The 26833-nt window shown below is 41.1% G+C and carries 22 protein-coding genes and 3 tRNA genes; 13 read left to right on the forward strand and 12 right to left on the reverse strand.

All coding sequences use genetic code 11. The annotated features are described in order from the left end of the window. Positions 1 to 132 precede the first annotated feature (132 nt). A complete protein-coding gene (locus tag AAEY99_RS14420) occupies positions 133 to 693 on the forward strand; it encodes a GNAT family N-acetyltransferase (RefSeq protein ID WP_162023052.1) in 561 nt (186 codons plus the stop codon). A gap of 63 nt (positions 694 to 756) precedes the next feature. On the opposite strand, the gene trxB is transcribed toward AAEY99_RS14420, so the two are convergent. After that, entirely contained in the window at positions 757 to 1710 is a 954-nt protein-coding gene (gene trxB, locus AAEY99_RS14425; RefSeq protein WP_101088358.1) for a thioredoxin-disulfide reductase, read from the reverse strand. 205 nt (positions 1711 to 1915) lie between these two features. Continuing rightward, positions 1916 to 2395 carry a peptide-methionine (S)-S-oxide reductase MsrA gene (gene msrA, locus AAEY99_RS14430; protein WP_351010960.1) on the reverse strand — a complete coding sequence of 160 codons (480 nt, stop codon included), beginning with the start codon at positions 2393 to 2395 and terminating at the stop codon, positions 1916 to 1918. A gap of 221 nt (positions 2396 to 2616) precedes the next feature. Here msrA and astE point away from each other — a divergent pair, with 221 nt between their 5' ends. The 5 genes from astE (at position 2617) to nadA (ending at position 8770) form a co-directional block, all read left to right on the forward strand. Next, the gene (astE, locus tag AAEY99_RS14435; protein ID WP_101088352.1) at positions 2617 to 3645 is read left to right on the forward strand and encodes a succinylglutamate desuccinylase; all 1029 of its coding nucleotides are present in this window, start codon (positions 2617 to 2619) and stop codon (positions 3643 to 3645) included. Positions 3646 to 3801: 156 nt separating this feature from the next. Continuing rightward, complete coding sequence (locus AAEY99_RS14440) at positions 3802 to 4980, forward strand: thiamine pyrophosphate-dependent dehydrogenase E1 component subunit alpha (RefSeq protein ID WP_162023054.1); 1179 nt, start codon at positions 3802 to 3804, stop codon at positions 4978 to 4980. Between the two features lie 3 nt (positions 4981 to 4983). Continuing rightward, the gene (locus AAEY99_RS14445; protein WP_011637397.1) at positions 4984 to 5961 is read left to right on the forward strand and encodes an alpha-ketoacid dehydrogenase subunit beta; all 978 of its coding nucleotides are present in this window, start codon (positions 4984 to 4986) and stop codon (positions 5959 to 5961) included. Between the two features lie 9 nt (positions 5962 to 5970). Then, positions 5971 to 7590 (forward strand): dihydrolipoyllysine-residue acetyltransferase, encoded by a 1620-nt coding sequence (locus AAEY99_RS14450; RefSeq protein ID WP_351010961.1) that lies wholly within the window; start codon positions 5971 to 5973, stop codon positions 7588 to 7590. A 112-nt stretch (positions 7591 to 7702) separates the two neighbouring features. Next, complete coding sequence (nadA, locus tag AAEY99_RS14455) at positions 7703 to 8770, forward strand: quinolinate synthase NadA (protein WP_162023056.1); 1068 nt, start codon at positions 7703 to 7705, stop codon at positions 8768 to 8770. Positions 8771 to 9332: 562 nt separating this feature from the next. Here the strand turns inward: nadA and gap are convergent. Continuing rightward, complete coding sequence (gene gap, locus AAEY99_RS14460) at positions 9333 to 10343, reverse strand: type I glyceraldehyde-3-phosphate dehydrogenase (protein WP_101088347.1); 1011 nt, start codon at positions 10341 to 10343, stop codon at positions 9333 to 9335. Positions 10344 to 10573: 230 nt separating this feature from the next. Then, entirely contained in the window at positions 10574 to 11404 is an 831-nt protein-coding gene (locus AAEY99_RS14465; RefSeq protein ID WP_162023057.1) for a DUF2989 domain-containing protein, read from the reverse strand. A 200-nt stretch (positions 11405 to 11604) separates the two neighbouring features. Here AAEY99_RS14465 and AAEY99_RS14470 point away from each other — a divergent pair, with 200 nt between their 5' ends. From AAEY99_RS14470 to AAEY99_RS14485, 4 genes are all read left to right on the forward strand, one after another. After that, positions 11605 to 13041 (forward strand): glyceraldehyde-3-phosphate dehydrogenase, encoded by a 1437-nt coding sequence (locus AAEY99_RS14470; RefSeq protein WP_011637403.1) that lies wholly within the window; start codon positions 11605 to 11607, stop codon positions 13039 to 13041. Positions 13042 to 13369: 328 nt separating this feature from the next. Beyond that, positions 13370 to 13445, forward strand: a tRNA-Gly gene (locus AAEY99_RS14475). A gap of 42 nt (positions 13446 to 13487) precedes the next feature. After that, positions 13488 to 13561: transfer RNA gene (locus AAEY99_RS14480), tRNA-Cys, on the forward strand. 49 nt (positions 13562 to 13610) lie between these two features. Beyond that, positions 13611 to 13696, forward strand: a tRNA-Leu gene (locus AAEY99_RS14485). A gap of 357 nt (positions 13697 to 14053) precedes the next feature. On the opposite strand, the gene AAEY99_RS14490 is transcribed toward AAEY99_RS14485, so the two are convergent. The 6 genes from AAEY99_RS14490 to betI form a co-directional block, all read right to left on the reverse strand. Then, complete coding sequence (locus AAEY99_RS14490) at positions 14054 to 14536, reverse strand: MarR family winged helix-turn-helix transcriptional regulator (protein ID WP_101088345.1); 483 nt, start codon at positions 14534 to 14536, stop codon at positions 14054 to 14056. Positions 14537 to 14660: 124 nt separating this feature from the next. Next, positions 14661 to 15368: a TorF family putative porin gene (locus AAEY99_RS14495; protein WP_101088344.1), complete on the reverse strand. Its 708-nt coding sequence runs from the start codon at positions 15366 to 15368 to the stop codon at positions 14661 to 14663. Positions 15369 to 15395: 27 nt separating this feature from the next. After that, a complete protein-coding gene (locus AAEY99_RS14500; RefSeq protein ID WP_101088343.1) occupies positions 15396 to 16613 on the reverse strand; it encodes a BCCT family transporter in 1218 nt (405 codons plus the stop codon). Between the two features lie 235 nt (positions 16614 to 16848). Beyond that, a complete protein-coding gene (gene betA / locus AAEY99_RS14505; RefSeq protein WP_182744768.1) occupies positions 16849 to 18543 on the reverse strand; it encodes a choline dehydrogenase in 1695 nt (564 codons plus the stop codon). A 13-nt stretch (positions 18544 to 18556) separates the two neighbouring features. After that, positions 18557 to 20023, reverse strand: coding sequence for a betaine-aldehyde dehydrogenase (gene betB / locus AAEY99_RS14510; RefSeq protein WP_101088341.1), 1467 nt, complete (start codon positions 20021 to 20023; stop codon positions 18557 to 18559). Then, entirely contained in the window at positions 20023 to 20619 is a 597-nt protein-coding gene (gene betI, locus AAEY99_RS14515; RefSeq protein ID WP_101088340.1) for a transcriptional regulator BetI, read from the reverse strand. Before betI ends, betB begins: the two co-directional genes overlap by 1 nt. A gap of 740 nt (positions 20620 to 21359) precedes the next feature. Here betI and AAEY99_RS14520 point away from each other — a divergent pair. Then, positions 21360 to 21566, forward strand: coding sequence for a hypothetical protein (locus tag AAEY99_RS14520; RefSeq protein ID WP_101088339.1), 207 nt, complete (start codon positions 21360 to 21362; stop codon positions 21564 to 21566). A 428-nt stretch (positions 21567 to 21994) separates the two neighbouring features. Here AAEY99_RS14520 and AAEY99_RS14525 read toward each other — a convergent pair whose 3' ends face one another. Then, complete coding sequence (locus tag AAEY99_RS14525) at positions 21995 to 22333, reverse strand: cytosolic protein (RefSeq protein ID WP_182744462.1); 339 nt, start codon at positions 22331 to 22333, stop codon at positions 21995 to 21997. Between the two features lie 348 nt (positions 22334 to 22681). Beyond that, positions 22682 to 23533 carry a LytTR family DNA-binding domain-containing protein gene (locus tag AAEY99_RS14530; protein ID WP_351010964.1) on the reverse strand — a complete coding sequence of 284 codons (852 nt, stop codon included), beginning with the start codon at positions 23531 to 23533 and terminating at the stop codon, positions 22682 to 22684. Between the two features lie 189 nt (positions 23534 to 23722). Between AAEY99_RS14530 and AAEY99_RS14535 the strand changes: the two genes are divergently transcribed. Further along, the gene (locus AAEY99_RS14535; RefSeq protein WP_259395460.1) at positions 23723 to 24241 is read left to right on the forward strand and encodes a DUF2141 domain-containing protein; all 519 of its coding nucleotides are present in this window, start codon (positions 23723 to 23725) and stop codon (positions 24239 to 24241) included. Positions 24242 to 24308: 67 nt separating this feature from the next. After that, on the forward strand, positions 24309 to 25823 hold the full coding sequence (locus AAEY99_RS14540; RefSeq protein WP_351010966.1) for a carotenoid oxygenase family protein: 1515 nt from the start codon (positions 24309 to 24311) through the stop codon (positions 25821 to 25823). Positions 25824 to 26833: the final 1010 nt, after the last annotated feature.

The following is a 26833-nucleotide window of genomic DNA, read 5'->3' on the forward strand; positions in this document are numbered from 1 at the left end:
TACCACCAATAGTCTTTTTTCTACTGTATATGTTAATCGATATGTTTAGTGTTTGTTGTTTCATTGTGTAAACTTGTGTGTCAACTACTTGCATGTGATCTCATGACATAAAACCTTTAGGGAACAGATATTGTGCAGATTGAAAACACCTCTAGATTACAACTGTCATTAATGACTCTTAATGACAGCGCACTATTATTTGAACTAGACCAAGATGAACGAGTCATGCACTTTCTTAATGGCGGCAATAAAACCACTCAGCATCAGATAGATACGATCATGTTACCTAGATTGGCTCAATATTTAAATCCGCCAAAAGGTTGGGGATTATGGAAAGTCCATGCGCTCGATTGTGACGCCAATGACCAACACGGGTTAAGCGGCGAGTATTTAGGCTGGGTATTAGTCAGACCGATGCACTTTTTTACCCAAGCACAACCGCATAACTTAGAGTTAGGTTGGCGGTTTAAGCATATTTGTTGGGGTAAAGGGTATGCTACAGAAGCTGCCAAAGCGGTCATGGATGCTGTCAGTGAGCCTGATGACGTGACTCATGTGAGTGCGATAGCAGTAGAGGAAAATATTGCCTCAATTGCGATTATGAAAAAACTCGGTATGACGTTTCAACATAAAAGTATTCACCGCGATCCTTTAGGCGATACTGAAGCCGTGTTTTATCAAAAAGCGGTGTAATGTTTTTTAAGGCAATAAAAAAAGCAGCCTGAGCTGCTCTTTTGTTGTATTACATACTGTCGATTACTTTTTAGCGTCTAAATAACGCTCAGCATCAAGTGCAGCCATACAACCCGTACCGGCAGAAGTGATGGCTTGACGGTAATGTTGATCCATCACGTCGCCACAAGCATAAACACCTTCAATACTGGTTTGAGTCGCATTGCCTTGTAAACCACTGTTTACTTGTAAGTAACCGTGATTCATTTCTAATTGACCAGCAAAAATACCAGTATTAGGGCTGTGACCAATCGCAATAAACACACCAGCGACTTCTAAATCGGTCACTGAACCATCTTTAGTGCTTTTCTTCTTAAGCCCAGTCACACCCATCTCGTTACCAGTGACTTCTTCAAGTGTTTGGTCTAGGTGTAAAATGATATTACCGTTCGCAACTTTATCCATTAAGCGATTGATCAGAATTTTTTCTGAACGGAAGCTGTCACGACGGTGAATTAAGTGAACTTCAGAAGCTATATTACTTAAGTAAAGTGCTTCTTCAACTGCAGTGTTACCACCACCAACCACCGCAACTTTTTGGTTACGATAGAAGAAACCATCACATGTTGCGCAGGCAGAAACACCACGGCCCATGAATGCTTCTTCAGACGGGAGGCCTAAATATTTAGCCGATGCGCCAGTAGCAATAATGAGTGCATCACACGTAAACTCGCCGTTGTCACCTTTTAAGCGGAAAGGTCGCTCAGTTAGGGTCACTTCGTTGATGTGATCAAAAATAATTTCAGTATCAAACTTCTCAGCGTGCTTTTGCATGCGTTCCATTAATGCTGGACCAGTTAAGTCTTCAGCATCGCCTGGCCAGTTTTCTACTTCAGTCGTAGTGGTTAATTGACCACCTTGCTGCATGCCTGTAATCATCACAGGATTTAAATTTGCACGCGCAGCATAAACAGCAGCGGTATAGCCAGCAGGGCCAGAACCTAAAATTAGTAGGTTAACGTGACGAGCTTCACTCATGATTTTGTTCTCCGATAACATGCCTTAAGCAATTTGCATGGGATTGTATGGAATTTACTACTGCGGGTAAAGTGAAGTTGAGTGCAGGAAATCGATTGAGCTAATCTATTGTGTAAATATTCCGTTTCAGGTGAGGTAATGATACACATTAACTCGCTTGAAACGGTTACTTGTCGTTCAACGAACGATTGATTGTTTGTTAGGTTTAATAAACCAAGTGACAGGTTGGTAAATTATTTTTTTCTAAATAATTCTGGTGGTATTCCTCGGCAATTTGGAATGTTTGTATCGGTACAATTTCAGTCACAATATGACGCTGTCCCCATTTACCGCTGCGTGCTAATGCCAGCTTTGAGCTTTCAGCTTGGGCTTTTTGCTCTTTATCGTGAAAAAAAATCGTGCTGCGATATTGAGTACCAATGTCACCGCCCTGCATATTCAGCATGGTTGGGTTGTGATTTTTCCAAAAAGTGTCCAACAAGTCGTCGTAACTGACGATTTCTGGATCAAACTCAACTTGAACCACTTCTGCGTGACCAGTTGAACCCGTCTTCACTTCTTTATATGTGGTCGCACTGTCTTTGCCACCCATGTAGCCACACGTTGCGTTACTGACGCCGTTAATTTCACGGAAAAAATATTCAACACCCCAAAAACAGCCTGCACCAAATGTTGCTAACGCCATGACATACCCTTAAAACAAATTATAGAAGTCTAGATGGCTACAATTGTGTTGAATATTGTGTAGTTTTGCAAGCAAACTTTTATTAATAAATAAATCTAACATATGCCACCAATAAAATAGCGTTTGGCTATGATAGAATCCGCGACAATAGGCAGTAATAGTTAACATCGTTTTACGTCAAAGTTAACTACGCCATATAATAATGAGACAAGGAGTTGATAGTGTTATCTGACCTGATGATAAACCATGATTTTTTAGCCTATACCTTAGCCAATCCAAATCAATTACCTGAAGCATCTGATTTTATGTTGGCAGATCATACCCGTGTAGATGTATGGGATACGGGAGTGATTGTATTTACTCCGGCTAATGCAACCAAAGATATCGTGCTGTCTTGTGCTGTGCACGGTAATGAAACTGCACCGATTGAAATCTGTAATCAACTCATTAAAGATTTGCTCAGCCAACGAATTGTTGCCAAGCAGCGAGTGATGTTTTTAATTGGTAATCCGGCCGCGATCATCAATAAAACCCGTTTTATTGATGAAAACATGAATCGTCTATTTAGTGGCGCGCATTCTAAAGGCGAGGGCTTAAGCCATCCGGAGCGTCACCGAGCAAAAGCGTTAGAGCAATACGTGGCAGACTTTTTCAATGCCAATAATGACAATCAGCGTATTCATTACGACTTACATACTGCTATTCGTGCTTCTAAGCATGAAAAGTTTGCCATATACCCATACCGTCCTGGCCGTGCTTTTAGCGGTGAACAAATTATGTTTTTGGCGGCATGTGGCGTTGATACTATGTTGTTTCACCACGAACCAACAACGACGTTTAGTTATTATTCGTCAGAGCAATTTCAAGCAGATGCTTTTACTGTGGAATTAGGCAAAGTAATGCCATTTGGCCAAAATGATATGAGTCGTTTTGCACAAACTCATACTATGCTTGAAAAGTTGATTACTGAAACTGAGTTAGCACCTGTTGAGTTCGACCCTAGCAAGGTCAACTTGTATAAGGTATCGCGCTCTATTAACAAGCACTTTGATAATTTTGAATTTAGCTTTGCAGGCGATGCAGAAAACTTCAGTGCCTTTAGTCAGGGCGAGGTATTAGCGACAGAAGGCGGGAAGCAAATCACAGTCGAGCAACCATTAGAAGCGATCGTATTTCCTAATGAGAACGTGCCGGTTGGCCAACGTACGGTGTTATGTTTAGTACCCGCGTTGAACGAAACTATTATCTAGTCGTAAAGCAATATATACATGTCAATCGCGAGTAAAATGCGTTTACAGTGAGAGTAAGTATTGATAGGTAGTTTACGTTAACGTAATGTCTACTCGCATAGTATAAATAGAGCCATGTTTATGTTGAACATGGCTCAACAATAACAAGAGCATAATATGAGCAACGCACCACTGACCAATGAAACAGTGCACCGTGTCAGCTTCTTAGACAAAGCGTCATTGCACATCCCCATCTTGCGTATTTTGCAAGCTGATGGCACCACTTATGAAAGTGCGGTTCTACCAGTAATCGACAAGGCTCTGGCCGAAAAAATCTTTGATACCTGTGTTTTTACACGCGTATTAGACGAGCGTATGTTGGGTGCGCAGCGTCAAGGACGGATTAGTTTTTACATGACCTGTACCGGTGAAGAAGCCTCAATTATTGGCAGCACAGCCGCGCTTGATAAAGACGACGTCATTTTGGCTCAATATCGTGAGCACGCCTCATTGCGTTATCGCGGCTTTACGACTGAACAATTTATGAATCAAATGTTCAGTAACGAGAAAGATTTAGGTAAAGGTCGCCAAATGCCGATTCATTACGGCAGCCGTGAACTCAACTACCAAACTATTTCATCACCTTTGGCAACTCAAATTCCACAAGCCACAGGTGTTGCTTATGGCATGAAATTACAAGGCAAGCGTAACGTTGCCATTTGTTATTTTGGTGAAGGCGCAGCATCAGAAGGTGACTTCCATGCTGGTTTGAACATGGCCGCAGTGCTTAAGTCTCCGACCATCTTTTTCTGTCGTAACAATGGTTATGCTATTTCAACCCCAACTGAAGAGCAGTTTGCTGGTAACGGTATAGCCAGTCGGGGAGTTGGTTACGGTATGCATACCATTCGTGTAGACGGTAACGACATGCTAGCGGTGTTAGCCGCCACGCAACAAGCTCGTGCCCATGCACTAGAACATAATGCTCCAGTATTGATTGAAGCGATGACGTATCGTTTGGGCGCGCATTCTTCATCAGACGATCCATCTGGTTACCGTTCAAAAGAAGAAGAAGCCAAATGGCAGCAACACGATCCAGTAAAACGTTTTAAATTATGGATGGTTAACAAAGGCTGGATAACTGAAGCCGATGAAGCCAAGTTATTTGAACGTTATCGCGAAGAAGTATTAGCAGCGGTTAAAGTAGCTGAAAAGTTACCTATTCCGAAACTAGATGAAATTATTGAAGATGTGCTTGATAAACCGACTCCAGCATTGAGAAAACAGCTTAAAGAGCTGAAAGAACACATTGCTAAGTATCCAAAAGCCTATCCAAAAAGCGCAGGGAGACTCTAAACCGTGGCTCAAATGAATATGTTACACGCCATCAACGAGGCGTTATCAATAGCCATGACTGCCGACGAGCGCATGGTGATTTTTGGTGAAGACGTTGGCCACTTCGGTGGTGTTTTTCGCGCGACTTCTGGTTTACAAGAGCAGTTTGGTCGCGACCGTTGTTTTAACACGCCGCTAACTGAACAAGGTATTGCTGGTTTTGCTAATGGCCTAGCATCTTATGGCATGACTGCTGTTGCAGAAATTCAGTTTGCTGATTATATTTTTCCGGCATTCGATCAAATCGTTAATGAATCGGCAAAATTTAGATACCGCAGTGGTAATCAATTTGATGTGGGTGGGTTAACCTTCCGCACACCATACGGTGGTGGTATTGCCGGTGGACATTACCACTCTCAATCACCTGAAGCCTATTTTACCCAAACGCCTGGTTTAAAAGTGGTTATTCCGCGTAATCCAGAACAAGCTAAAGGGTTGTTGCTGGCGTCTATTCGCGATCCAAACCCGGTGATTTTCTTTGAACCTAAACGTTTGTACCGCGCATCTGTTGGCGAAGTTCCAGCCGGTGACTACGTTATCGAATTAGGCAAAGCACAAGTGGTTAAGCAGGGCAGTGATATTACTGTTCTGGCTTGGGGCGCACAGATGGAAATCGTCGAAAAAGCCTGCGAACGTGCCGAGAAAGAAGGTATTTCATGCGAAATTATCGACTTACGCACTATCGCTCCATGGGATGTTGAAACTATCGCAAAATCAGTGACCAAAACAGGTCGTTTACTGATTAACCATGAAGCGCCATTAACCGGTGGTTTTGCTGGTGAAATTGCGGCAACTATTCAGCAAGAATGTTTCTTATCGCTTGAATCACCGATCAGTCGTGTGTGTGGATTAGATACGCCTTATCCATTGGTGCATGAAAAAGAATACATGCCAGATGAGTTAAAGACCTTCGAAGCCATCAAGGCCACAGTGTCGTTTTAGGAGTAAGGTATGATTAAAGATTTTATTTTACCCGACATCGGCGAAGGTGTGGTGGAATGTGAATTAGTTGATTGGTTAGTTAGCGAAGGTGACATTGTCACTGAAGATCAACCGATTGCTGATGTAATGACAGATAAAGCCTTAGTGCAAATTCCGGCGCCCCATGCTGGAAAAATTACCAAGCTTTACTACGCCAAAGGTGAAATCGCCATTGTGCATCAACCATTGTACGCAGTAGAAATGGATGGAGATGACAACGATAGCGTCATTGAAGCCCCTGTAGCTGCCATGACACCGGTTAACGATTCAGCTGTTAACAACAGTAATGCTGTTACGGCCACAACCAGCAGTCAGTCAAACATTGAAGAGTTCTTATTGCCTGATATCGGTGAAGGGATTGTTGAATGTGAATTGGTTGATTGGTTAGTCGAAGAAGGCGATATCGTCGTTGAAGATCAACCCATCGCTGATGTGATGACCGATAAAGCCTTAGTGCAAATCCCGGCCATGAAAGCCGGTAAAATTGTCAAACTGCATTATCGTAAAGGTCAGCTTGCTAAAGTGCACTCACCTTTATTCGCCATTGAAGTAGAAGCTGAAGTTAATGCTCCGTCAGCTCCTGTTGAAGTGGTTGAACAAGCACAAGCAGCTGCGCCACAAGTTAACCTTGAACCTGTTGCACAAGGTAAAGCTTTAGCTAGCCCAGCCGTTCGCCGCATGGCACGCGTACTGGACATTAATATTGCTATGGTTGTTGGCACAGGCAAAAATGGCCGAGTTTACAAAGAAGATATTGAACGTCATCAGCAAGGTGGTCATGCCACTCAAGCTGCAGCAAGCACAACGCCAGTGACGTCAACGAGTCAAGATAATGCTCAAGCTGGCAGTTCTGTGAATAGCGGCATAGTGAGTAATGTAACGGCGAACGATCGGGTTGAACCTATCAAAGGCGTCAAAGCTATTATGGCGAAAATGATGGTTGAGTCAGTATCGACTATCCCTCATTTTACTTACTGTGAAGAGTTTGACCTTACCGAACTCGTTGCCTTACGTGAAAGCATGAAGCAACGCTATTCAACTGACGAAGTGAAGCTGACCATGATGCCATTCTTTATGAAGGCCATGTCATTAGCGATCACAGAATTTCCGATATTAAATAGCCAAGTTAATGCAGATTGTACCGAACTCACTTACAAGTCTCGTCATAACATTGGTATGGCCGTTGATTCAAAAATGGGTTTATTGGTACCGAATGTTAAAGACGTACAAAGTAAGTCTATTTTGGATATTGCTGCTGAAATTTCACGCTTAACCACCGCCGCACGCAGTGGCCGTGTGTCGCCAGCAGATTTGAAAGACGGTACCATTTCGATTTCTAATATCGGCGCATTAGGCGGTACCATAGCAACGCCGATTATTAACAAGCCGGAAGTGGCCATCGTGGCGTTAGGTAAGTTACAAATACTGCCACGCTTTAATGCTAAAGGTGAAGTTGAAGCGCGTAAAATTATGCAAGTAAGTTGGTCTGGCGATCACCGCGTTATTGATGGTGGCACCATTGCTCGCTTCTGTAATTTGTGGAAACACTACCTAGAGCAACCACAAGAAATGTTATTAGCCATGCGCTAATGATGATTAGTGTTAATTGCACTATCTTATCCAAAAGGACGCTAACACGTCCTTTTGTTTTAAGTGGCTTTTTCGTATAATACTCGAACAATGTAAATCGATTGGAACCTGTATGAGTCTGTCGGCACCTAAAATTGAAATGATTGAATATCCGTTTCCGCCAAAACCTGCCGTGTTGTCTGACACTGAAAAAGCACAGTATAAAGCACGTATTAAACAGTTATTGATTGATCAAAATGCAGTACTTGTTGCCCATTATTATACCGATCCTGAAATTCAAGCATTAGCTGAAGAGACGGGCGGTTGTGTGTCTGATTCATTAGAAATGGCCCGCTTTGGTCGTGATCACCCAGCCAAAACATTAATTGTTGCTGGCGTTAAGTTTATGGGCGAAACCGCTAAAATCTTAAGCCCAGAAAAAACCATTTTAATGCCAACTCTTGAAGCAACCTGTTCATTAGATTTAGGTTGCCCGATTGAGCAATTCAGTGAGTTTTGCGATGCCCATCCCGACCATACGGTTGTGGTATATGCTAATACCTCTGCCGCAGTAAAAGCACGTGCGGATTGGGTCGTAACCTCAAGCATCGCACTTGAAATTGTCGAGCATTTAGACAGCCAAGATAAAAAAATTATCTGGGCACCCGATCGTCACCTAGGCGCTTACATCAACAAACAAACTGGCGCCGACATGCTGTTATGGCAAGGCGATTGTATTGTGCATGATGAGTTTCAAGCCAAAGCACTTCGTGAGCTTAAAAAACAGCATCCTACGGCGGCGATTCTAGTACACCCAGAATCACCTGCCAGTGTAGTAGAACTTGCTGATGCTGTAGGCTCTACTAGCCAGCTGATTAAAGCTGCGCAAACCATGCCAAACGACAAGTTTATCGTCGCTACCGATCGCGGCATTTTTTATAAAATGCAGCAAGCGGCTCCTGGTAAAATATTACTTGAAGCCCCAACCGGCGGCAATGGAGCAACCTGTAAAAGCTGCGCCCACTGTCCATGGATGGCCATGAACGGTTTACCCGCTATCGAAGCTTCATTAGTCGATGCCGATAAAACCAATCATGAAATATTTGTGGGTGAAGAACTTCGCATTAAAGCACTCATCCCACTCACCCGCATGCTCGATTTTGCCAAAGAATTGAACATGAAAGTGAAGGGCAACGCTTAAACGTTTAGGTTTAATGTCCATGAAAACAGAAAGCCGACATTTAGTCGGCTTTTTTGTTTTTATAAAAAGTCATTTATTTCTGCAAATACACTTATATAGAGTCCATTGAAACAACGCCGTGAGCATGGCATGGATGTCATATTAGCTTTCGCTGGTCAGAGTCACTCCTTGATATTCCATTACCATGGCATTCGTAAATCCATTGACATCAGATTGCTATCGGAAGCGCTAGGGATTTTTGACAATGGGCGAGGGCGTGACTAGCGAAGTTAAACGCTGAATTAGTCTCGATCTAAATATTCTGCTTATCAAAAGATTTAGTTGGAGCGATGAGGAGATCAATCGCTTTACCCTTTGACTTAGGTGTGAGCGAAACGCCACTAGCTTCTCGACCGAAGGCCGCATAGATCAAAAGAAAGTTAATAAACAGAAATCAACACTGCATCGAAACAATAAGAGAAGGGGATGTTGCTTACCCAGCAGCCAAAACAAAAAGCCCCGCATATATGCGAGGCTCTTAAGCTAACTAGATTTCTATCAAGTATTAAATAATATTTGTAGATTACTTAGCGTTCATTAGTGCAACAGCGTTGTCTAACATGCGGTTACTGAAACCCCATTCGTTATCATACCAAGACATCACTTTCACTAAACGACCATTAACACGAGTTTGTGTTGCGTCGAAATTCGAAGAGAAAGGATTATGGTTAAAGTCGATAGACACCAATGGTTCTACATTAATCGCTAAAACTTCAGACATTGGAGACTGTAGTGAAGCACGAGTAATGATGGCATTAACTTCTTCAACAGTAGTGTCGCGAGACGCTAAGAAGGTTAAGTCAACTAAAGATACGTTAATTGTTGGTACACGTACCGCTAAACCGTCAAATTTGCCTTGAAGCTCAGGAACCACTAAACCTACTGCAGCAGCTGCACCGGTTTGGGTAGGGATCATAGACATTGCCGCAGCACGAGCACGACGTAAATCTGTGTGATACACATCAGATAAACGCTGATCGTTAGTGTAAGAGTGGATAGTGGTCATTAAACCAGACTCAATCCCAAGCTCATCATTTAACGGCTTAGCAATAGGCGCTAAACAGTTAGTAGTACAAGAAGCATTTGAAACTACTGTCATATCAGCAGTTAATACTTCGTTGTTTACGCCGTAAACAACAGTGGCATCAACATTCTTACCTGGTGCAGAAATAAGTACTTTCTTAGCGCCAGCAATAAGGTGCGGTTGCACAGATTCTTTAGAAGTGAAAATACCAGTACATTCGAAAACGATGTCAATTTTCAACTCAGCCCAAGGTAACTTTGATGGGTCACGTTCTTGGAAAGTTAAGATCTTGTCGCCATTAACATAGATAGCTTCATCGTCGTGATCAACTTTTGCGTTGAAACGACCATGTACAGTATCGTACTTAGTTAAGTGAGCATTAATTGATGCATCACCTAAATCGTTTAATGCAACGATTTCGATTGGGTAATTTTTTTCGCTTTCGTATAGAGCACGTAAAACATTTCTACCGATACGGCCATAGCCGTTAATTGCTACACGGATAGTCATCTCATATCCCTCAAGTTAAAATAATTTGGTGGCATGTAAATCGCCTGGTTGTAAAATTACCAAATTGGCTGTAATAATCAAGCTAAATCACCTAAATATGCCGAATTAAGCCAATAATTTTGTATTTTTTTTACATTAAGCTCATTTTGAATATAAATTAAGCACAGTTTTGTAAGTTGTACACTAACGTAAGCGAGATAATATTGGCCGATTAGTGAGGTGATTTATGCTTACTTTAGTAACATCTCGCTGCGACTCTGTGCAAATTGTTTACTCATTACCGCAGAGATTAATTCAAGTGCTTGTTTATCGAGTTCTGTCGCTAATGTTTTATTACCTTTAATAATGGCCAATAACTTTTCTTCATCGGCATGGTTGTCACTCATTAACAAATTTGCTCGAGTTAACAGGTATTCTTTTTCAGCATTTTGTTGTTGCCGATATATTGATGCTAACGCTAAAAACCAATCAGCATCGATTTTGGCTGGTTCTGTTGTGGCTAACAAATGCAAATAAAGCGTTTTAGCGTCGTTAGGTGAGACTCGCACATAATAAGCTGCTAGTTGGGTAATAATGTCATTGTCGGTGAGTTCACCTTGCTTATAGGTGCGTTCAACAATGGCGAATGCGTCTTGATCGTTGAAACGCGTCCAACGATAAAATGCCAAATGCACCTCATTATTAGTGCGGGTAAATTCTTGAAGTTCAGATAATGTTTGAGTACTTACCGCAAATGCTCGCTCGCGATCTCGTGTACGGTCGGTATTCAACTTATGTTGAACCCCTGCGGCTAATTCGATGCAGTTACTGTAATTTTCTAGATAAACCAGCTGCTGATAAAGTTGTTTCCCAGTGGGTGTCGAACTCTGTTTTAACGCGTATCGATGACGGATCAAGTCGCCTTTTTCAAATCGGCACCAACTATCTTTGTGTAAATCGCTACAAAGTTCGGGATTATTTTTACAAATGAGGTCGCTATTACGGTCATTATCGCAGCCAAAAAGGCCAAATAATGCCCCAATAACTGTAAATGATGTAATTAATACAAAATTTTTGCTCAAAATCGTCTCCGAGAGGTAAATTGTCTAATAAAATTACACATTTACCGAAAATTTGTTACTAGCGAAATAACCTGTATTTCATTACAATGTCGGCGACCAACAGGGGCCACCCCCATACAATATACTAAATTATTGGTCTTTTCTTTTTGTTACTCAAACCTTTCTGAAAAAACGAGAAAAGTGAGATAAAGGATCCCTACATGAGCGCAGATAAACATTTACAGAGCTGGCAAGAACGTTTCGAAATGGCAGAAGCAATGCAACCGTTGCTTGGCAAGTTGTATCGTAACCAAGGCATTGAAGTAATGGTATATGGTAAACCATTGCTTAATGCATCAACCATCGAAATCATTAAGTCACACCGTTTAGTACGTCGTCATGTCGGTGAAAAATTACGTCTTCGTGAAAGTTTCCCATTTGTTGTAGCACTTAGCAAATTAGCGATTAAACATTGCAGAGTGGATATTGGTAAATTAGCGATTAATTACTGGCGTAATAACAAGGATGCGAGCGGTATTGAAGCTTATATGACACAAGAATTGTCAGAAGCGGTTAATCACGGTGATGATACCCCGGCTCGTGATGTTGTACTTTATGGTTTTGGTCGTATCGGCCGTTTGCTGGCACGTTTATTAATTGAACGTACCGGTAAAAGCAACAAATTGCGTCTGCGTGCCATTGTGTTGCGCGGTGGTAAAAAGGGTGATTTAGAGAAACGTGCTAGCTTATTGCGTCGTGACTCGGTACACGGACCATTTAATGGCTCTGTCGAAGTTGATGAAGAAAACAACGCAATCATCGCTAACGGCACTTATATTCAGATTATTTACGCAAATTCTCCTGATCAAGTCGATTACACTCAGTATGATATTAAAGATGCATTAATTGTCGATAATACTGGTATTTGGAAAGATGAAGAGGGTTTAGGTTTACACCTTAAAAGCCCAGGAGCTTCAAAAGTATTGTTAACGGCACCTGCTAAAGGCGCTATTAAAAATATCGTCTATGGTGTGAATGAAAACGATATTCTTGATGAAGACACAATTGTTTCAGCGGCAAGCTGCACTACAAACGCTATTACGCCAGTGTTGAAAGCGGTTAATGACAAATACGTTATTGAGAATGGCCACGTAGAAACGATTCACTCGTATACGAATGATCAAAATCTAATCGATAATTACCATAGTGCCGACCGTCGTGGTCGCAGTGCACCGTTAAACATGGTGATTACTGAAACGGGTGCCGCTAAAGCTGTTGCTAAAGCATTGCCTGTATTAGCGGGTAAGCTAACCGGTAACGCAATCCGAGTTCCAACACCTAACGTATCAATGGCGATTATTAGTGTTAATTTACAACATGAAACTAATCGTGATGAACTGAATGAATATTTAAAAGATGTCGCATTACAGTCTGGATTACAAAATCAAATTGATTTTACTGAATCGACTGAAATAGTATCTAGCGATTTAGTCGGTTCACGTTATGCCGGAGTTGTTGATTCGCAAGCGACGATAGCAGAGGGTAAACGTGCCATTTTATACGTATGGTATGACAACGAATTTGGCTATAGCTGCCAGGTTGTTGGCGTTATGCAAAAAATGCTTGGTTTAACCACATTATCATTACCAAAAAGCTAATGTGTTATAAAAACTAACCATTCATGGTGGTGAATACTCGAAAGGCGTACAAGCTTAATATCGCTGTTTATTGAGTACTTACCGTCATATTTATGATAAAGCGTCTCTTTGGAGGTGCTTTTTTATGCGCGTTGTAATTTATTTAATCATAATGATGATTTATGCATCAAACAGTCATTATGTTGCAATAAATGTGTTTTTATTGATTGACTATCGGGGCTAAAACGGTAGAATGCCATTCCGCAGTCAGGGGAAACTTCTTCAGCTGTTAAGTTTGAAAGGCATTATTGTTCTTACAAATTTAGTAAAGGTTATAGGCGATACAAATGCGACATTAGCTCAGTTGGTAGAGCGATACCTTGCCAAGGTATAGGTCATCGGTTCGAACCCGATATGTCGCTCCAATTTCTTATCTTATCCGATGGATTTGAATTTGGTTAAAGCATGGCGCGATGGCAGAATGGCTATGCTACGGATTGCAAATCCGTCGATCTCGGTTCGACTCCGGGTCGCGCCTCCACGAAATTGCGTTTGATGGTTACTTTTAGTAACGGTTAAAACAACACTTTGCCCGAGTGGTGGAATCGGTAGACACAAGGGATTTAAAATCCCTCGCTGAATAAGCGTGCCGGTTCAAGTCCGGCCTCGGGTACCATTATAATCTCTAGTAATAGAGAGTGGTGTAAAAAAGCCTCAACATTAGTTGGGGCTTTTTTACGTTTAAAATTTGTGAATTAGATTGAAAGCTCAAAATCCCTCGCGCTCTGGTTGAATATCAGGCGTGCCGCTCTTTATTAATAACAATCGTCAGAAAATTGAGCTGAATATTAAGTGTTATTGAATTGGTGGGGAGACTTTACAATAGAGGAGGATGCTGATGATAAGATCTTTGGGTTAGTCACACTTTGGAATCAAATGTTAGCTTGAAGCTAGGCTTGTCTAGGAATGAAACATAACGTGAGAGGCCTGTAACTCTATGAACCATCACGTTATGAATAGAAAAGGGTGGTGACTAAGACTGATCGTCTAGTTGAATTTGGCCTACATATAAAACAGGGGCAGCATCAATTTCATTGGCATCCATCATGGTAGCTATCCGCTCAACGGCAGACAATAATTGACTTTGTTCCCATTCTTCAAGGTTTTGATAACGCATAATAAAATGTTCTTGCAGTGGTTTAGGTGCGCTATTTAATAACGTTTTACCTGCGTCACTTAACGATAAATGAACTTTCCGTTTGTCGGTTTCGCTGCGCGTTCTAATCACCATGCCACGATTTTCTAATCGATCAATAATGGTCGTCACTGTCGCTGCACTCAAATTAATTTCTTGAGCTATTTGTTTGGCCAGTGGAGCGTCAAGTTGATCAATTTTCTGTATGACCATTAATTGTGGTCCAGTTAGACCCGATAGTTTATTTAATTGACGTGAGTGTATATCAATAGCTCTGATCACCCGGCGCAATGAAATTAATAGTTGTTCGTATTTTTCCATAATCCCCTCATAATTCACCATGCACCTTAGCAGAATTCGGCTTATTACTCATGTCCAATATCAAAAAAAGCAGAATAATGTCATAGACATTATTCTGCTTAGCTATTTTATCAGCAATTACAACTTAAAGACTGAAAGTACGTGATACCGATAATACTGCGCGGGTATCGCTTAAGTCTGTGTCCATGCTCGTGTCTTCAACGGCAACGTTGAAGTCAAAACCTTCCCAGCTGGTTAAGTACTCTGCGCGATAATGGTTGTAAGACTTGTCACCGTCCCATGCCCATTTGTCTTCGTCTTGCGAAGTAGAGCGGTCAAAACTAACACGGATGTCATGACCTTCTGCAATGGTGAAGGTATGAGCAACCATCATGATGTAATGGTCAGCATCAACACCAAAGTAATCCCATGAATACCAAAAGTTTAATTCACTTTGACCAAGCGATGAAGCATAGCCAAACTTAGTGTAAATCTCTGGGTAGTAATACTCATCAGAGGCATCATCACCATGGTAAGTGTAATATGCAATACCCGCATCTACAGACACTCTGTCTGTTAGTTCAAAATATTTACCTGCGTAAAAATCAAGTTCTAGCCAAGTGTCATCAGCACTGCCAAAGTCAACATTCGATGCCCAAGCTCCAACGTACCAACCGTCATCGGCAGCATAGTCTAGGCTAGCTTGTAAGGCAGGATCATTGTCTGTTTGGCTAACACCATTAAAGGTATAGTCAGAGGTTGCATTAACGGTTGTGCTTAACTCACCAGCCATTACTGAAGTCGGTAAAGCAAATAAGCTTAATAAGGCTAATTTTTTCATTGTGGTGTTCATCATTATTCCTTGGATCATTATTATTGTTTAGTCTGCTAATTCGATTTTAGTAAAATCGATTTTATTTTCTTTTGGAGAACGTTCTATATCAGTCACTTTACGGTAGTGCGATTTTAAAATGTATCCGAAACAACTTAATATCAAGGCAATAGCGAGAGCGCCAACCCATTGAATTTGTAAAAAGTCTAGTTTGAATAACAAGGTTAAGCCACTCAGTACCACTACATTACCGATGATATAAGGTACTTTACCAAAACGTTCAACGGTAAGGTTTAAGTTATCTGTATATAAACGAACCAGTGAATCGAGTGAGTTAATAACAAACATTACCCCTACAATCACCATTGCTAGATTATAAAAACCTGACGTATCAATACCATTCGCGCTGTAGTAGTACAGAACCGTGAACCAAATCGCGATTGGAATTGAAGGGAATACCATCATGGCTATTAATACTTGATAGGTTTTCATTCCACCCACAAAACGAGCGGTAAATTGACCAATCATAATGCTCCATGCAAACCACCAGAATAGGTAAAATTCGTGGTAATCGTTTATTGGAAGTACAAAGTTATGGATGTTGCCAAAATAGTCACCAATTAATGCAAATGTAGTAAAGAACTCACCCACACTAGAATCGTCTGATAAAAATGCGCCCGCCCACATGATGGCGATTAAACCAAAGAACAACCAGGTACTGCCTAAACTAAGATAACGAACATAGCGAATACTGGTGCTTGAATACACTGCGGCGGCAATAACCATAAACACGATTAAATAGAAGCTGCTGACAACGGTTTCACCATCACCTAATTGCGGTAAATACCATGGTAAGTTAGTTAATAATAAATAAGCGGTAAAGGCACATGTACCAATGATTACTACGTTATTAATAAACTTTATCAATGGAATTTCAAAATACTTTACTCTTGGTTCAATAACACAAAAGTAGAAGCAGGTTAAAAAGTAAAACGCCCAAATTAAGCAGGCCCAAAAACCAAACTCTATGGCTAACGGATTACTAAATCCATATTCTGGACTGGTTGCCAAATCTGCATAACCAGCAAATTCAGTTAACGGAAACATGATTAAGCCAACATCAAGCCCTGAAGTGAACAAAATGGCAATAAAGGTAAATTTACGCACCGGTGTCACACCAATGCACTGCATGTTACCCCAACGATAAATAACAAATGCGATAGCGGCAAAAGTGAATAAAATGCCTATTGATAACCAGGTCGTCATTATTTAACTCCCGGGTGAATAGTGTGTGCGAACATAATGTTGGCTCCTTGTTGTATGTTTTTTATGCCATAGAACAATTTTTAAAGGCAAAACGCCCTCAAGCCTTAAGTATCGTGATGACGATAGTTAAACCCTGATAGATTGAACTTGGCTAAATAGGCCATTTACAAAAATGTAGGTTGGCCATCAACCTGTTGTCGATGTCTATAAATGAATACACATCGACGAATGGGTGTTAATCAATTTGTCGTTTAGGCGCTTGTAATCGTTGTGATGTTTGCCATTGCTCAGCAATAGTCACTTTTGCCAAACTTGGCGCAAGAGGTTTGTTGCCTAAAATGATGTCGGCAGCGCGCTCGGCGACCATGATAGTCGGGGAGTTTAAGTTGCCATTTGGAATGGTCGGGAAAATTGACGAGTCAACCACTCGTAAACCATGAATACCGTGAACTTTTGTTTCAGAGTCGACAACCGCCATCTCATCTTCACCCATTTTGCATGAACAAGAAGGGTGGTAAGCACTTTCTACTGAGCTTCTTACAAAGCGATCAATTTCTTCATCGGTCTGTATTGATAAGCCTGGTTGAATTTCTTCACCACGATACTCATCTAAACCCGGTTGATTAATAATTTCACGGGTTAAGCGCACACACGCTCTAAAGCCTTCAATATCATCTTGATGCGATAAATAATTGAACTGAATTTGTGGCGCAACCTTGGCATCATTTGATACAACCGTTACGGCGCCGCGGCTTTTAGGTTTATTGTGGCCAATATGAACTTGGAAACCATGGCCAGCGAATGCTTCTTTACCGTCGTAACGCATAGCAGCAGGTAAAAAATGATACTGTAGATCCGGCCACTCTAAACCCGCTTTTGAGCGGATAAATCCACACGATTCGAAATGGTTAGTTGCGCCCAAACCTGATTTATTAAAAATCCAGCGAGCACCAATAAACAATTTGTTTAACGGGTCAATTTTGCCATTGAGCGATATCGGCTTTAAGCACTTAAATTGGAAGTAAAACTCTAAGTGGTCTTGCAGATTCTGACCAACACCGGGTAATTGATGTACTTGTTCAATGCCTGCGCTAGCTAACGTGCTTGAATCACCAATACCCGACAGTTGTAAAATATGCGGTGAACCAATAGAACCTGCAGATAAAATCACTTCTTTGTTGCAGTTAACATCTATTAGCTCGCCTTTACGTTCGTAACGAACGCCGACAGCCGTTTTGCCTTGCATAATCACTTTATGCACAAGCGCATGAGTAACCACGGTTAAATTAGGGCGTTTCATTGCAGGGCGAAGGTACGCATTTGCCGTAGACCAACGCACGCCGTTTTTTACGGTCATGTGCATTGGGCCAAAGCCTTCTTGCTGACTAGCATTGTAATCATCAGTGGCTAGGTAGCCGGCATCGACACCTGCATCAACAAACGCTTGATATAACGGGTTTTTCATTTCATTACCGTTATTAACCGCTAATGGGCCTTTATCACCGCGATAAACATTACCGCCAAAAGACCATGTTTCAGCTTTTTTAAAGTAAGGCAGACAGTGAGCGTAATCCCAGTCTTTTGCACCTTGTTGCTGCCACTCGTCAAAATCACGCGCATGACCACGTACGTAGACCATGCCATTAATTGATGATGAACCGCCTAACACTTTGCCACGCGGGCAATGCATACGGCGATTATCCAAATGTGGTTCGGCTTCGGTTTCAAACTGCCATGCATACTTTTTAGTATTCATAGGGATAGATAGCGCTGTAGGCATTTGAATAAAAATGCTCTTGTCGCTACCACCGGTTTCAAGTATCAGGACTTTATTGTCTGGATTTTCCGTTAAGCGGTTGGCTAATACACAACCTGCGCTACCGGCACCAACAATAATATAATCGTATTCATGAGATATTTGCGTAGACATTAATGGGTCACTCCTAAAATGGGCTTTCAAGTGACTGCATACCAACGTAAACAGCTTTTATTTGGGTGTATGCTTTTAATGTTTCAGAGCCATTCTCACGACCAATACCAGACATCTTGTAACCACCAACCGGCATTTCTGCAGGAGAGGCACCATAAGCATTTATCCAACAAATACCGGCTTGCATTTGATGAATAACACGATGTGCACGGGTAATGTCTTGCGTAAATACACCTGCTGCTAAGCCTAGGTGAGTACTATTGGCACGCTTAACAACTTCATCTTCATCAGCAAAGGTAAATACTGACATCACAGGGCCGAATATTTCTTCTTTCGAAATCGTCATCTCATCAGTGCAATCCGTAAATACAGTCGGCGCCACAAAGAAACCATTCGGTGCATTGTCAGGCGTTAATGCTGTTCCGCCTGTTAATAAGGTGGCACCTTCTTTTTTACCGATTTCAATGTAGTCGAGTACTTTTTGCTGATGGTCGCGTGAAATCAATGCACCAAAATTGGTGTCAGGGTGCATTGGGTCTCCGCAAACGATGTTTTGTTCGGTACGTTCTTTTAAGCGTTGGATAAAGCGCGGATAAATATCTTGCTGCACAAACACGCGAGTACCGTTGGTACACACTTCACCTTGAGTATAGAAATTCGCTAACATTGCTGCTGATACCGCATTTTCAACATCGGCATCATTAAAGATAATCAATGGCGACTTTCCGCCTAGCTCCATGGTCACGTCTTTTAGTGAACCCGCAGCAGCGGCCATCACTTTTTTACCGGTTCCGACTTCGCCCGTAAATGACACTTTAGCGATATCTTCATTGGTGGTTAGCCATGCGCCAACTCTACCGTCACCTTGAACAACGTTAAATACGCCATTTGGTACACCCGCTTGAGTGAATATTTCTGCTAAACGCATTGCGCCACGAGGTGTTTCTTCTGAAGGTTTAAAAATCATTACGTTGCCGCAAGCCAATGCAGGGGCTGCTTTCCAACAAGCAATTTGTAACGGGTAGTTCCATGCGCCAATACCAGCACAAATACCTAATGGCTCACGGCGAGTATAATAAAAGTCAGCGCCAACAGGCTGTTGATTGCCTTCAATACTTGGGGCGAGTCCGGCAAAGAACTCTATAGAGTCAGCACCAGTAACGATATCGACAACCGAGGCTTCTTGCCATGGCTTACCGGTATCCAATACTTCACCTGCAGCAAGCTCATCATTTTGCTCACGGAGTAGGGCAACGGCTTTTAATAAAATGCGGCTACGTTCTATCGGCATCATCGCTGACCAAACTGCAAAACCTGCTTTGGCACTCTCTATGGCGGCTTTTTGCACAGACTCGGTTGCTACTTCAACTAAATAGCTGACTTCTCCAGTAGCAGGATTGATCACTTCAAATGTTTCGCCTGTACCGTTTGATTGGTATTTTCCATGGATATAATTTTGATAAATAACTAACGATGACATTATTCTACTCCGTTGTGCACGATCACAGCCTTGATAAAGGCTTTAGATAAAATTTGGGCTTGTTTAAAATCTTCTATTGGGGTGGTACTCAACGCACTGCGTAACCAAAAACCATCAATTACTGCCGCTGTTTGCTTGGCTGCATTAACTGCTGCTGCATTGGGTAATAATTGTTTAAACGAAAAAAGCAGGTTGCTGTATAACCGCTGACTATTAATGTTTTGCAATCTTGCTAACCCAGGATCGTGCATCGCTTGGGACCAGAAGCTTAACCATGTTTTTGTCGCGGCTGTTGAACGTTGTAATTCGGTAAAGTTTGCTTCCACGATCATTGAAAGCCGATCTATTGGGGTTAATGTTTTGCCTGACGTTCTTGTCAGTAATGCTTGCTTCAATTCCTCTAACAGAAATTTCTGCGTGGCTTCAATTAACCCTTGTTTACCACCAAAATAGTGGCTGATGATCCCTGATGACATTCCCGCCAATCCACTAATGGTATTAATAGTAGTGTTTTGTAACCCATGACGTTCGATTGACATTAACGTGGCATCTATCAGCTGTTGTTGTCTGACGTTTTTCATTGTAGGTCTTGACATAAAAGGGGTCCGTTATCTGTATTAAGAGTTGTTAATTGAACGCTCAATTAATAACGATACTAATGATTAGTGCTGTAATTATCAAGTTATAACTTGATATAGATCACAACATTCCAGTGACAAAATAAGATAGGAAACTAATAATAAAAAATAAGGCGCTGTTCTATATAGGTTAAATGTTATCTGGCTTTGGTTGATGGTTTGTTGTAAAAAACGAAGACATTTTACATAAAATCATTACAGCTGCAGTTATTTTTAGGTTTTTGATTGATAAAATATCATTTTAAAATAGGCGTTATGTCCCTAAATAGCCTCATTCGTGCAGATATAGATTGTAGAGCCATGAGCTTGGTATTGATTGAAAAACGGCAGAGTCATTGAGCACATAGCGTGAGTTATATTGATTAAATCTGTTTGTTTTAGCCAATTTTCACCAGTATTTTTTTGAGTGTGTCACTATACAACCACAGCCTTATTCTCTCCGACTAATGTTAGGTGTTAATGTTATCCATATGGGTGATGTATTCTGCTAAGTGTTCAGTGTTTCAGTGTTTCAGTGTTCAAGGATTAAGAATTGGTTATTAAGGACTGGGGAGGGCAGCTTGTTTAACTCTACAGCCTGAATAATGTCACCAACGATGATCTGGATTTATCATAGAGACGTGATAGAAAAACAATAATCATGCTATAACCTTATTTAAAGGTTTAAATAGCAAGATGATTAGATAAGAGGAACACAGATGGGCAGTGCATCAATGATCATGTGGAGTGTGCTATTTGGCGCTATAGGCATGGGGTATTTTGTTTATGGTAAGCGCCAAAGGGCGATTGTTCCCTTGTGTGTAGGAATGGCATTAATCGTGTTTCCTTATTTTGTTGCCAGCGTGACTACTTTGCTGATTATGGGAATAATCTTAGTTGCGATACCGTACTTTATCCGGCTTTAGTTGCTGTAGGCATTATTGTTTATCCGTTTATCACTCAGAGTTATGTATTGCCTAAGTTAGTTTGGAATATGGCCTGCGGCCACTAACGTTGTGGCGCTTCACCCACACCAGAGCAAAAGGAAACCAACGGCTGTTCGCTCTTTATTCTTTATAAAAGAATTAGCCCAGCCACCCGGCAACATTTTCCCAATTGACTTAAATATTAGATGCGAAAAGTCGCCATGGGGATTTATCCAGCGTTGAACTTCGTTTGTAGCCTCACTTCGGCCCATCTTGTATTAAGGAGTGAAAATACTAATGCGCATTTCTTTAACGGCTTCAAGTTAAAAGTTGAATTTGGCCTTTTTCAAGACAAGAAAGCTAGTTCGTTTTTGACCCATTCCTTGCTAGGGATGCCAATTCACTGATTTCAACTTACTGAATAATTTTCAGTCTATTCGGGTAATAAAGGTTTGCTCGTCATCCACAAACGCTACAAAGCCTCCGTGATAGATAAATACCCGACCACGCCCCTCAACTAAGCAGGCAAGCTGTGGGTAAAAATCTTCTTCGTTACCCTGTCTTTGATATGTGCCGATATCGGTGATTACGCCTCTGAGAGTAGGCAAATATCTATAAGTTCGCTTTGCTTGATCAACCAGTTTCAATTCGCTGGCGGTAGAGAAGCAAGAGGGTATCGTACCGGCTTCTTCGATAAACATAGTTTTCAGTTCTTCAAAAGCTGTGATCACTAGCCAGTCGATGCCGTTAACATGATGGATAAACATTGAGTTTCTCGGTAATTCTGATGCGGAGATTTTAACATTATCAGGGGCAGAACGTAGTAGAGATTTAGTAATTCTGTGCAATTTACGGTCATTCACTAGGCCACCTTGAAACACGTCTTTGCCCCAAAACTTGCTAGCACTCAGTAGATGATAAGAAAGCTTACAACTAAATTAACCTACAAATTCTCATCTTTACCTGGCATTTAACTTTTAATAATAGAAATTAGAATTGAAGTTGCTCGTACTGGCATTGGGGATGGGGGTATTGACGCAGATTATGTTCCGCTATATCTAGCATCCCGCTAGCCATGCCTGCATAGGGTTAACTATGAATATCATGATTAAAGGCTAAATTATATTAGCAGCCTTGACCGCCTCGACAAAGGTTCTGGAAACTGGCACTTCAAGGTGATTGGTTAGCAGTAATGACATTTTTCTGTTTTCTTTATTGACCGACACAACTGCCTGATTAGCTACCCACCAGGATCGATGTGTTTGTATACCAGGAAACCCTTCTAGCTGCATTAAGGCATCTTTTAAGCGCATTAATAGCATATGTTGGCCTTGGTCTGTGTGCACTTTTAAATAGTGGTCATCCATTTCTAAACACAGTAATTGTCCGCGCTTTTCTAATGGTAATAACCCCATAAACTGGTCAATTTGAAGGGCATTTATATCATTGTTTTGTTGATGCTGTTCAATGACCTTTTGCGATTGCTCAATGACGTGTTGTGATTGTTCAAGTTGCTGTTTTTGATGATTAACATGATTTTGTAACATGCTGACAAAGGTAATAATGCTGCCAATAACCAGGGTGTTAGGCAGCGCGAGTAGAAAATTATCAGCTAAATGTAATGTGTGTTCAAAAAATAGCCAGCCAATAAAAGGCACAATTAGGCTCATTATTAGGCTGGCTAATAGTGATGATATTGCTACCCGTTGCCAGAGCGTAGTGATGCTTTTTGCTAAGTATTTATGGCCTAAATTGATCAGTGGCATATAAATTAAATAGCCACAAATACAGGTAAACACCCAGTAACTCATCGACAATAATAGGGTGAATTGATCCATGCCGAAGGGGCGCATAAAGCCAATAAATAATCCAATAAACACCACAATAAGCAGTTGGCGCAGTAATTTGTTTTTAGTGGGTTCAGATTTTAGTTGTTGATTATTTGAGGGTATTTCACGATTCGTCAAAGGTACACATTCCTTTTTAGTTACATTTTACGAAGTTTTTGGGTCACTTTACGAAAAGCGACTTTAATTTTTTATCGCTCCATTCTATCGTCTTTTCAACACGAAGCAATGGCGAGATTGGCTCGGCTTATGTCGATGCGAACTGCCAATTAAGATAACCCCTTTATCACAGACGATAGGAACATAAAAATGACTAGATTAACGACTAAACTGACTGGCACATTGACACATAATGCCGCGACTCAATTCACTCAGACTAACAGTAGCAATATGAGTAAATCATCGTTATTAGCCGTTTCATTGCTGTTTGTATCAATGTGGGTTAATTCATCCACTTTTGCTGCGGATATTAAGCTTGAGATTACAGGGGTCAATGCCCAGCAAAGTAAGATTTATGTGCAGCTGTTTAATGGTGAAGATAATTACTTAAATGGCAATGCGCTAACAGCGACTTACATTCAGGCTGAAGCGGGGCTTAATTTTGTGTCTTTTACCGATGTTCCCGCAGGTGAGTATGCGGTGCGCTTTTTTCAGGACGAGAATAATAACGGCACGTTAGACACCAATTTATTTGGTTTGCCGTCTGAAGGGTATGGTTTTTCTAACAAGGCTAAACCTAATTATGGTCCGGTTGCTTATACGGATGCTGCTTTCACAGTCACTGAAGACGCATCAACCCAGATTAACCACACACAAATCATTTATTAAGCCACTCATTTGGGAGATGGCAATTCTAGAGATGACAATTTTAAAGGTGACAATTTTGGAGGTGAGCATGCAACGCAGACAGTTTTTAAAAGGCATGGGAATAATAGGCGCATCAAGCATGTTGCCCGGTGCAGTGAATGCGTTGGCATCTTCTGCTCCTACTGTGGTTAATATTAAGCAGCAATTTAATCAGGCGCTGGCACAGCACCCTGAGTTAATTGGTTTTGCCAATGTTGACGCTAACTTTGAGCCACAACCGCTGACGATTGAAGGGCGTATTCCTGCCGATTTACAAGGTGTTTTTTATCGTAACGGCCCTGGCAAATATGAGCGTGGCGATATTCGTTATCTACATGCTTTTGAAGGCGATGGTATGTTGCAGCGTTTTGAGATTAGCGACCAAAAAATAGTCCACCGTGGCCAATTTATTAACACGCCTAAGTTTGCTAAAGAGCAACAGGCGCAGCAGTTTGTTTATTCAGGCCCTGATACTAAAATTGCCCATGCTTTGCCTGTGACCAGCGCTGATACGGTTAATACCGCTAATACTAATATTATTGCGGTGGGAGATGATCTTTGGGCGCTGTGGGAGGCGGGATCTCCTACCCAAATTGACCGGGATACCATGCAGTTTACTCAACAGGTTAATTTAGGCGCAGGGTCTAAATATGACAACAGTTTACAAGGACTGCCTTTTTCGGCACATCCTAAAGTTGACCCTAATGGGGATATTTGGAATTTTGGTTTACATCCATCAGGTCAGGTGGTGATTTATCAATTAGCGGCTAATGGCAAAGTTAAAAATGTGGGTCTAATTAATAGCCAATACCGTGGCGGTATGTTGCATGACTTTTTGATTACAGACAAAAGTGTGTTGATCATTTTACCGTCATTGTTTGTTGATAAGGTGATTGAAGGCAATTTTGCCCATACTCAATATAATAGCGATATTCCAATGAGTGTATTTGTGATAAATAAGCAGTCACTTAAAGTGACTAAACGCTTTGAGTTACCCGCAGGTTTTGCGTTTCATTATGGTAATGCGTGGGAAGAAGCCAATGGCACCATTCACTTTGACGCCAGCCTGTACCCTAATGTTGATGTGCTGCATAAGTTGGCCAATGTGATGCAAGGTAAGATGTCGCAGGCAAGTGTCAAGGCGCAAACAGCCCTGTTTAGTTTATATATTGATGGCACTTATGATATGCAAACCGTGGGCGATAGCAGTGAGTTTCCGCGGGTATGCGACCATCTTGTGGGGCTTAAAAATCAGTATTTGTATCACTTATCAGCTAAATCTAGCAGCTTATGGAGCGATACCTTATCGTCTTTGCATATTGATACCGGTGCTACGCAGCATTATCATTTTGGTGATGATTACCTGGTTGAAGAGCATGTTAGTGTTTGCCCTAAAGGCGTTGAGGGCAACGGCTACTTAATGGGTACTGCATTGCATGTGCCGAGCAAACGTACTTGCTTGAATATTTTTGCGGCGAATGACTTAGCTGCAGGGCCATTAGCCAGAGCCTGGTTACCTTACCATTTACCGCTTGGGTTTCACGGCAATTTTATGGCTAGTTAAGTGTGAATGACTTACTTTAATAGATTTGGCCTCTTAGCCTTAACCTTTTAGATTTGAATTTAGTCGACTCAATTATTTTTATGGGTTGATATATTTGCTAAATAAAGCGCAAAAAACTCATCGTGAGGAGGGGGAATTAACATGGCTATAATTATTGCTGATTCAGAATCATACAATTGATATGCTTAAGTCCGAAATAACTCTATGTCGATGACTTAAGTGGCATTGTTCATTTGGTCATCTAATTAGCGGTCGACCACAAATGTCTTTCCTAGTGTTTACCATTGCACTTATCGTAATGTGATAATGAACTATAAAGCATTAGCTGTAACGCACTTTTGTCCAAAAATGAGTTGGTTTTAATTAAAAATAGATGACCTTAACTCTGATTTTAAAGCCTGTTTTGGTTGATTTTGAATGTAAGACAGTACGGCGTTCAAATTATTCAAATGATTTAGCTACTACAAGATGGTACATGGCCATGGTTCAATGAAAAGTTAAAATGCTATTATTGGGTACAATTTATCCTCAAGGATATTGGTGTGATGAACGATATTTTATAAATAAAGGCTTCTTGGATTGACGCGCTAACGCGTTCTGTTTTTTTAGGTTTTAGTTCAATATATACGTACAAATATTAATAATATTAGGAAGATAAATGCGTACATCAAAAATAATATATTTCACAATTTTTATACTCGTCATGTTTTCTTCTTGTATTGCAGTTTGGGTATATTATCTTAAAGAGGGCAAAGATTTACTGAGTTTTACAATATCGACAGTTGGCTTCTGCATTGCACTATTAGCTCTATTTATAGCTGTCAGGACGTATACATCAATCGATAGTGTGAACAATATAAGCAAAATGGAAGGTAACATTCTTGATAATGAGCACTATGTAACTTCTCTTCCTGAGTTAATCAATCAATTTAAGCCCCCTGTGTCAGGATAGTTGTCGCCTCAATTAATTTACAAATAAACAGGGAGCGGTAAGTTACAGCAAGTGAATT

This window comes from Shewanella sp. S1-58-MNA-CIBAN-0166, from assembly GCF_040310085.1.
Lineage (GTDB): Bacteria > Pseudomonadota > Gammaproteobacteria > Enterobacterales > Shewanellaceae > Shewanella.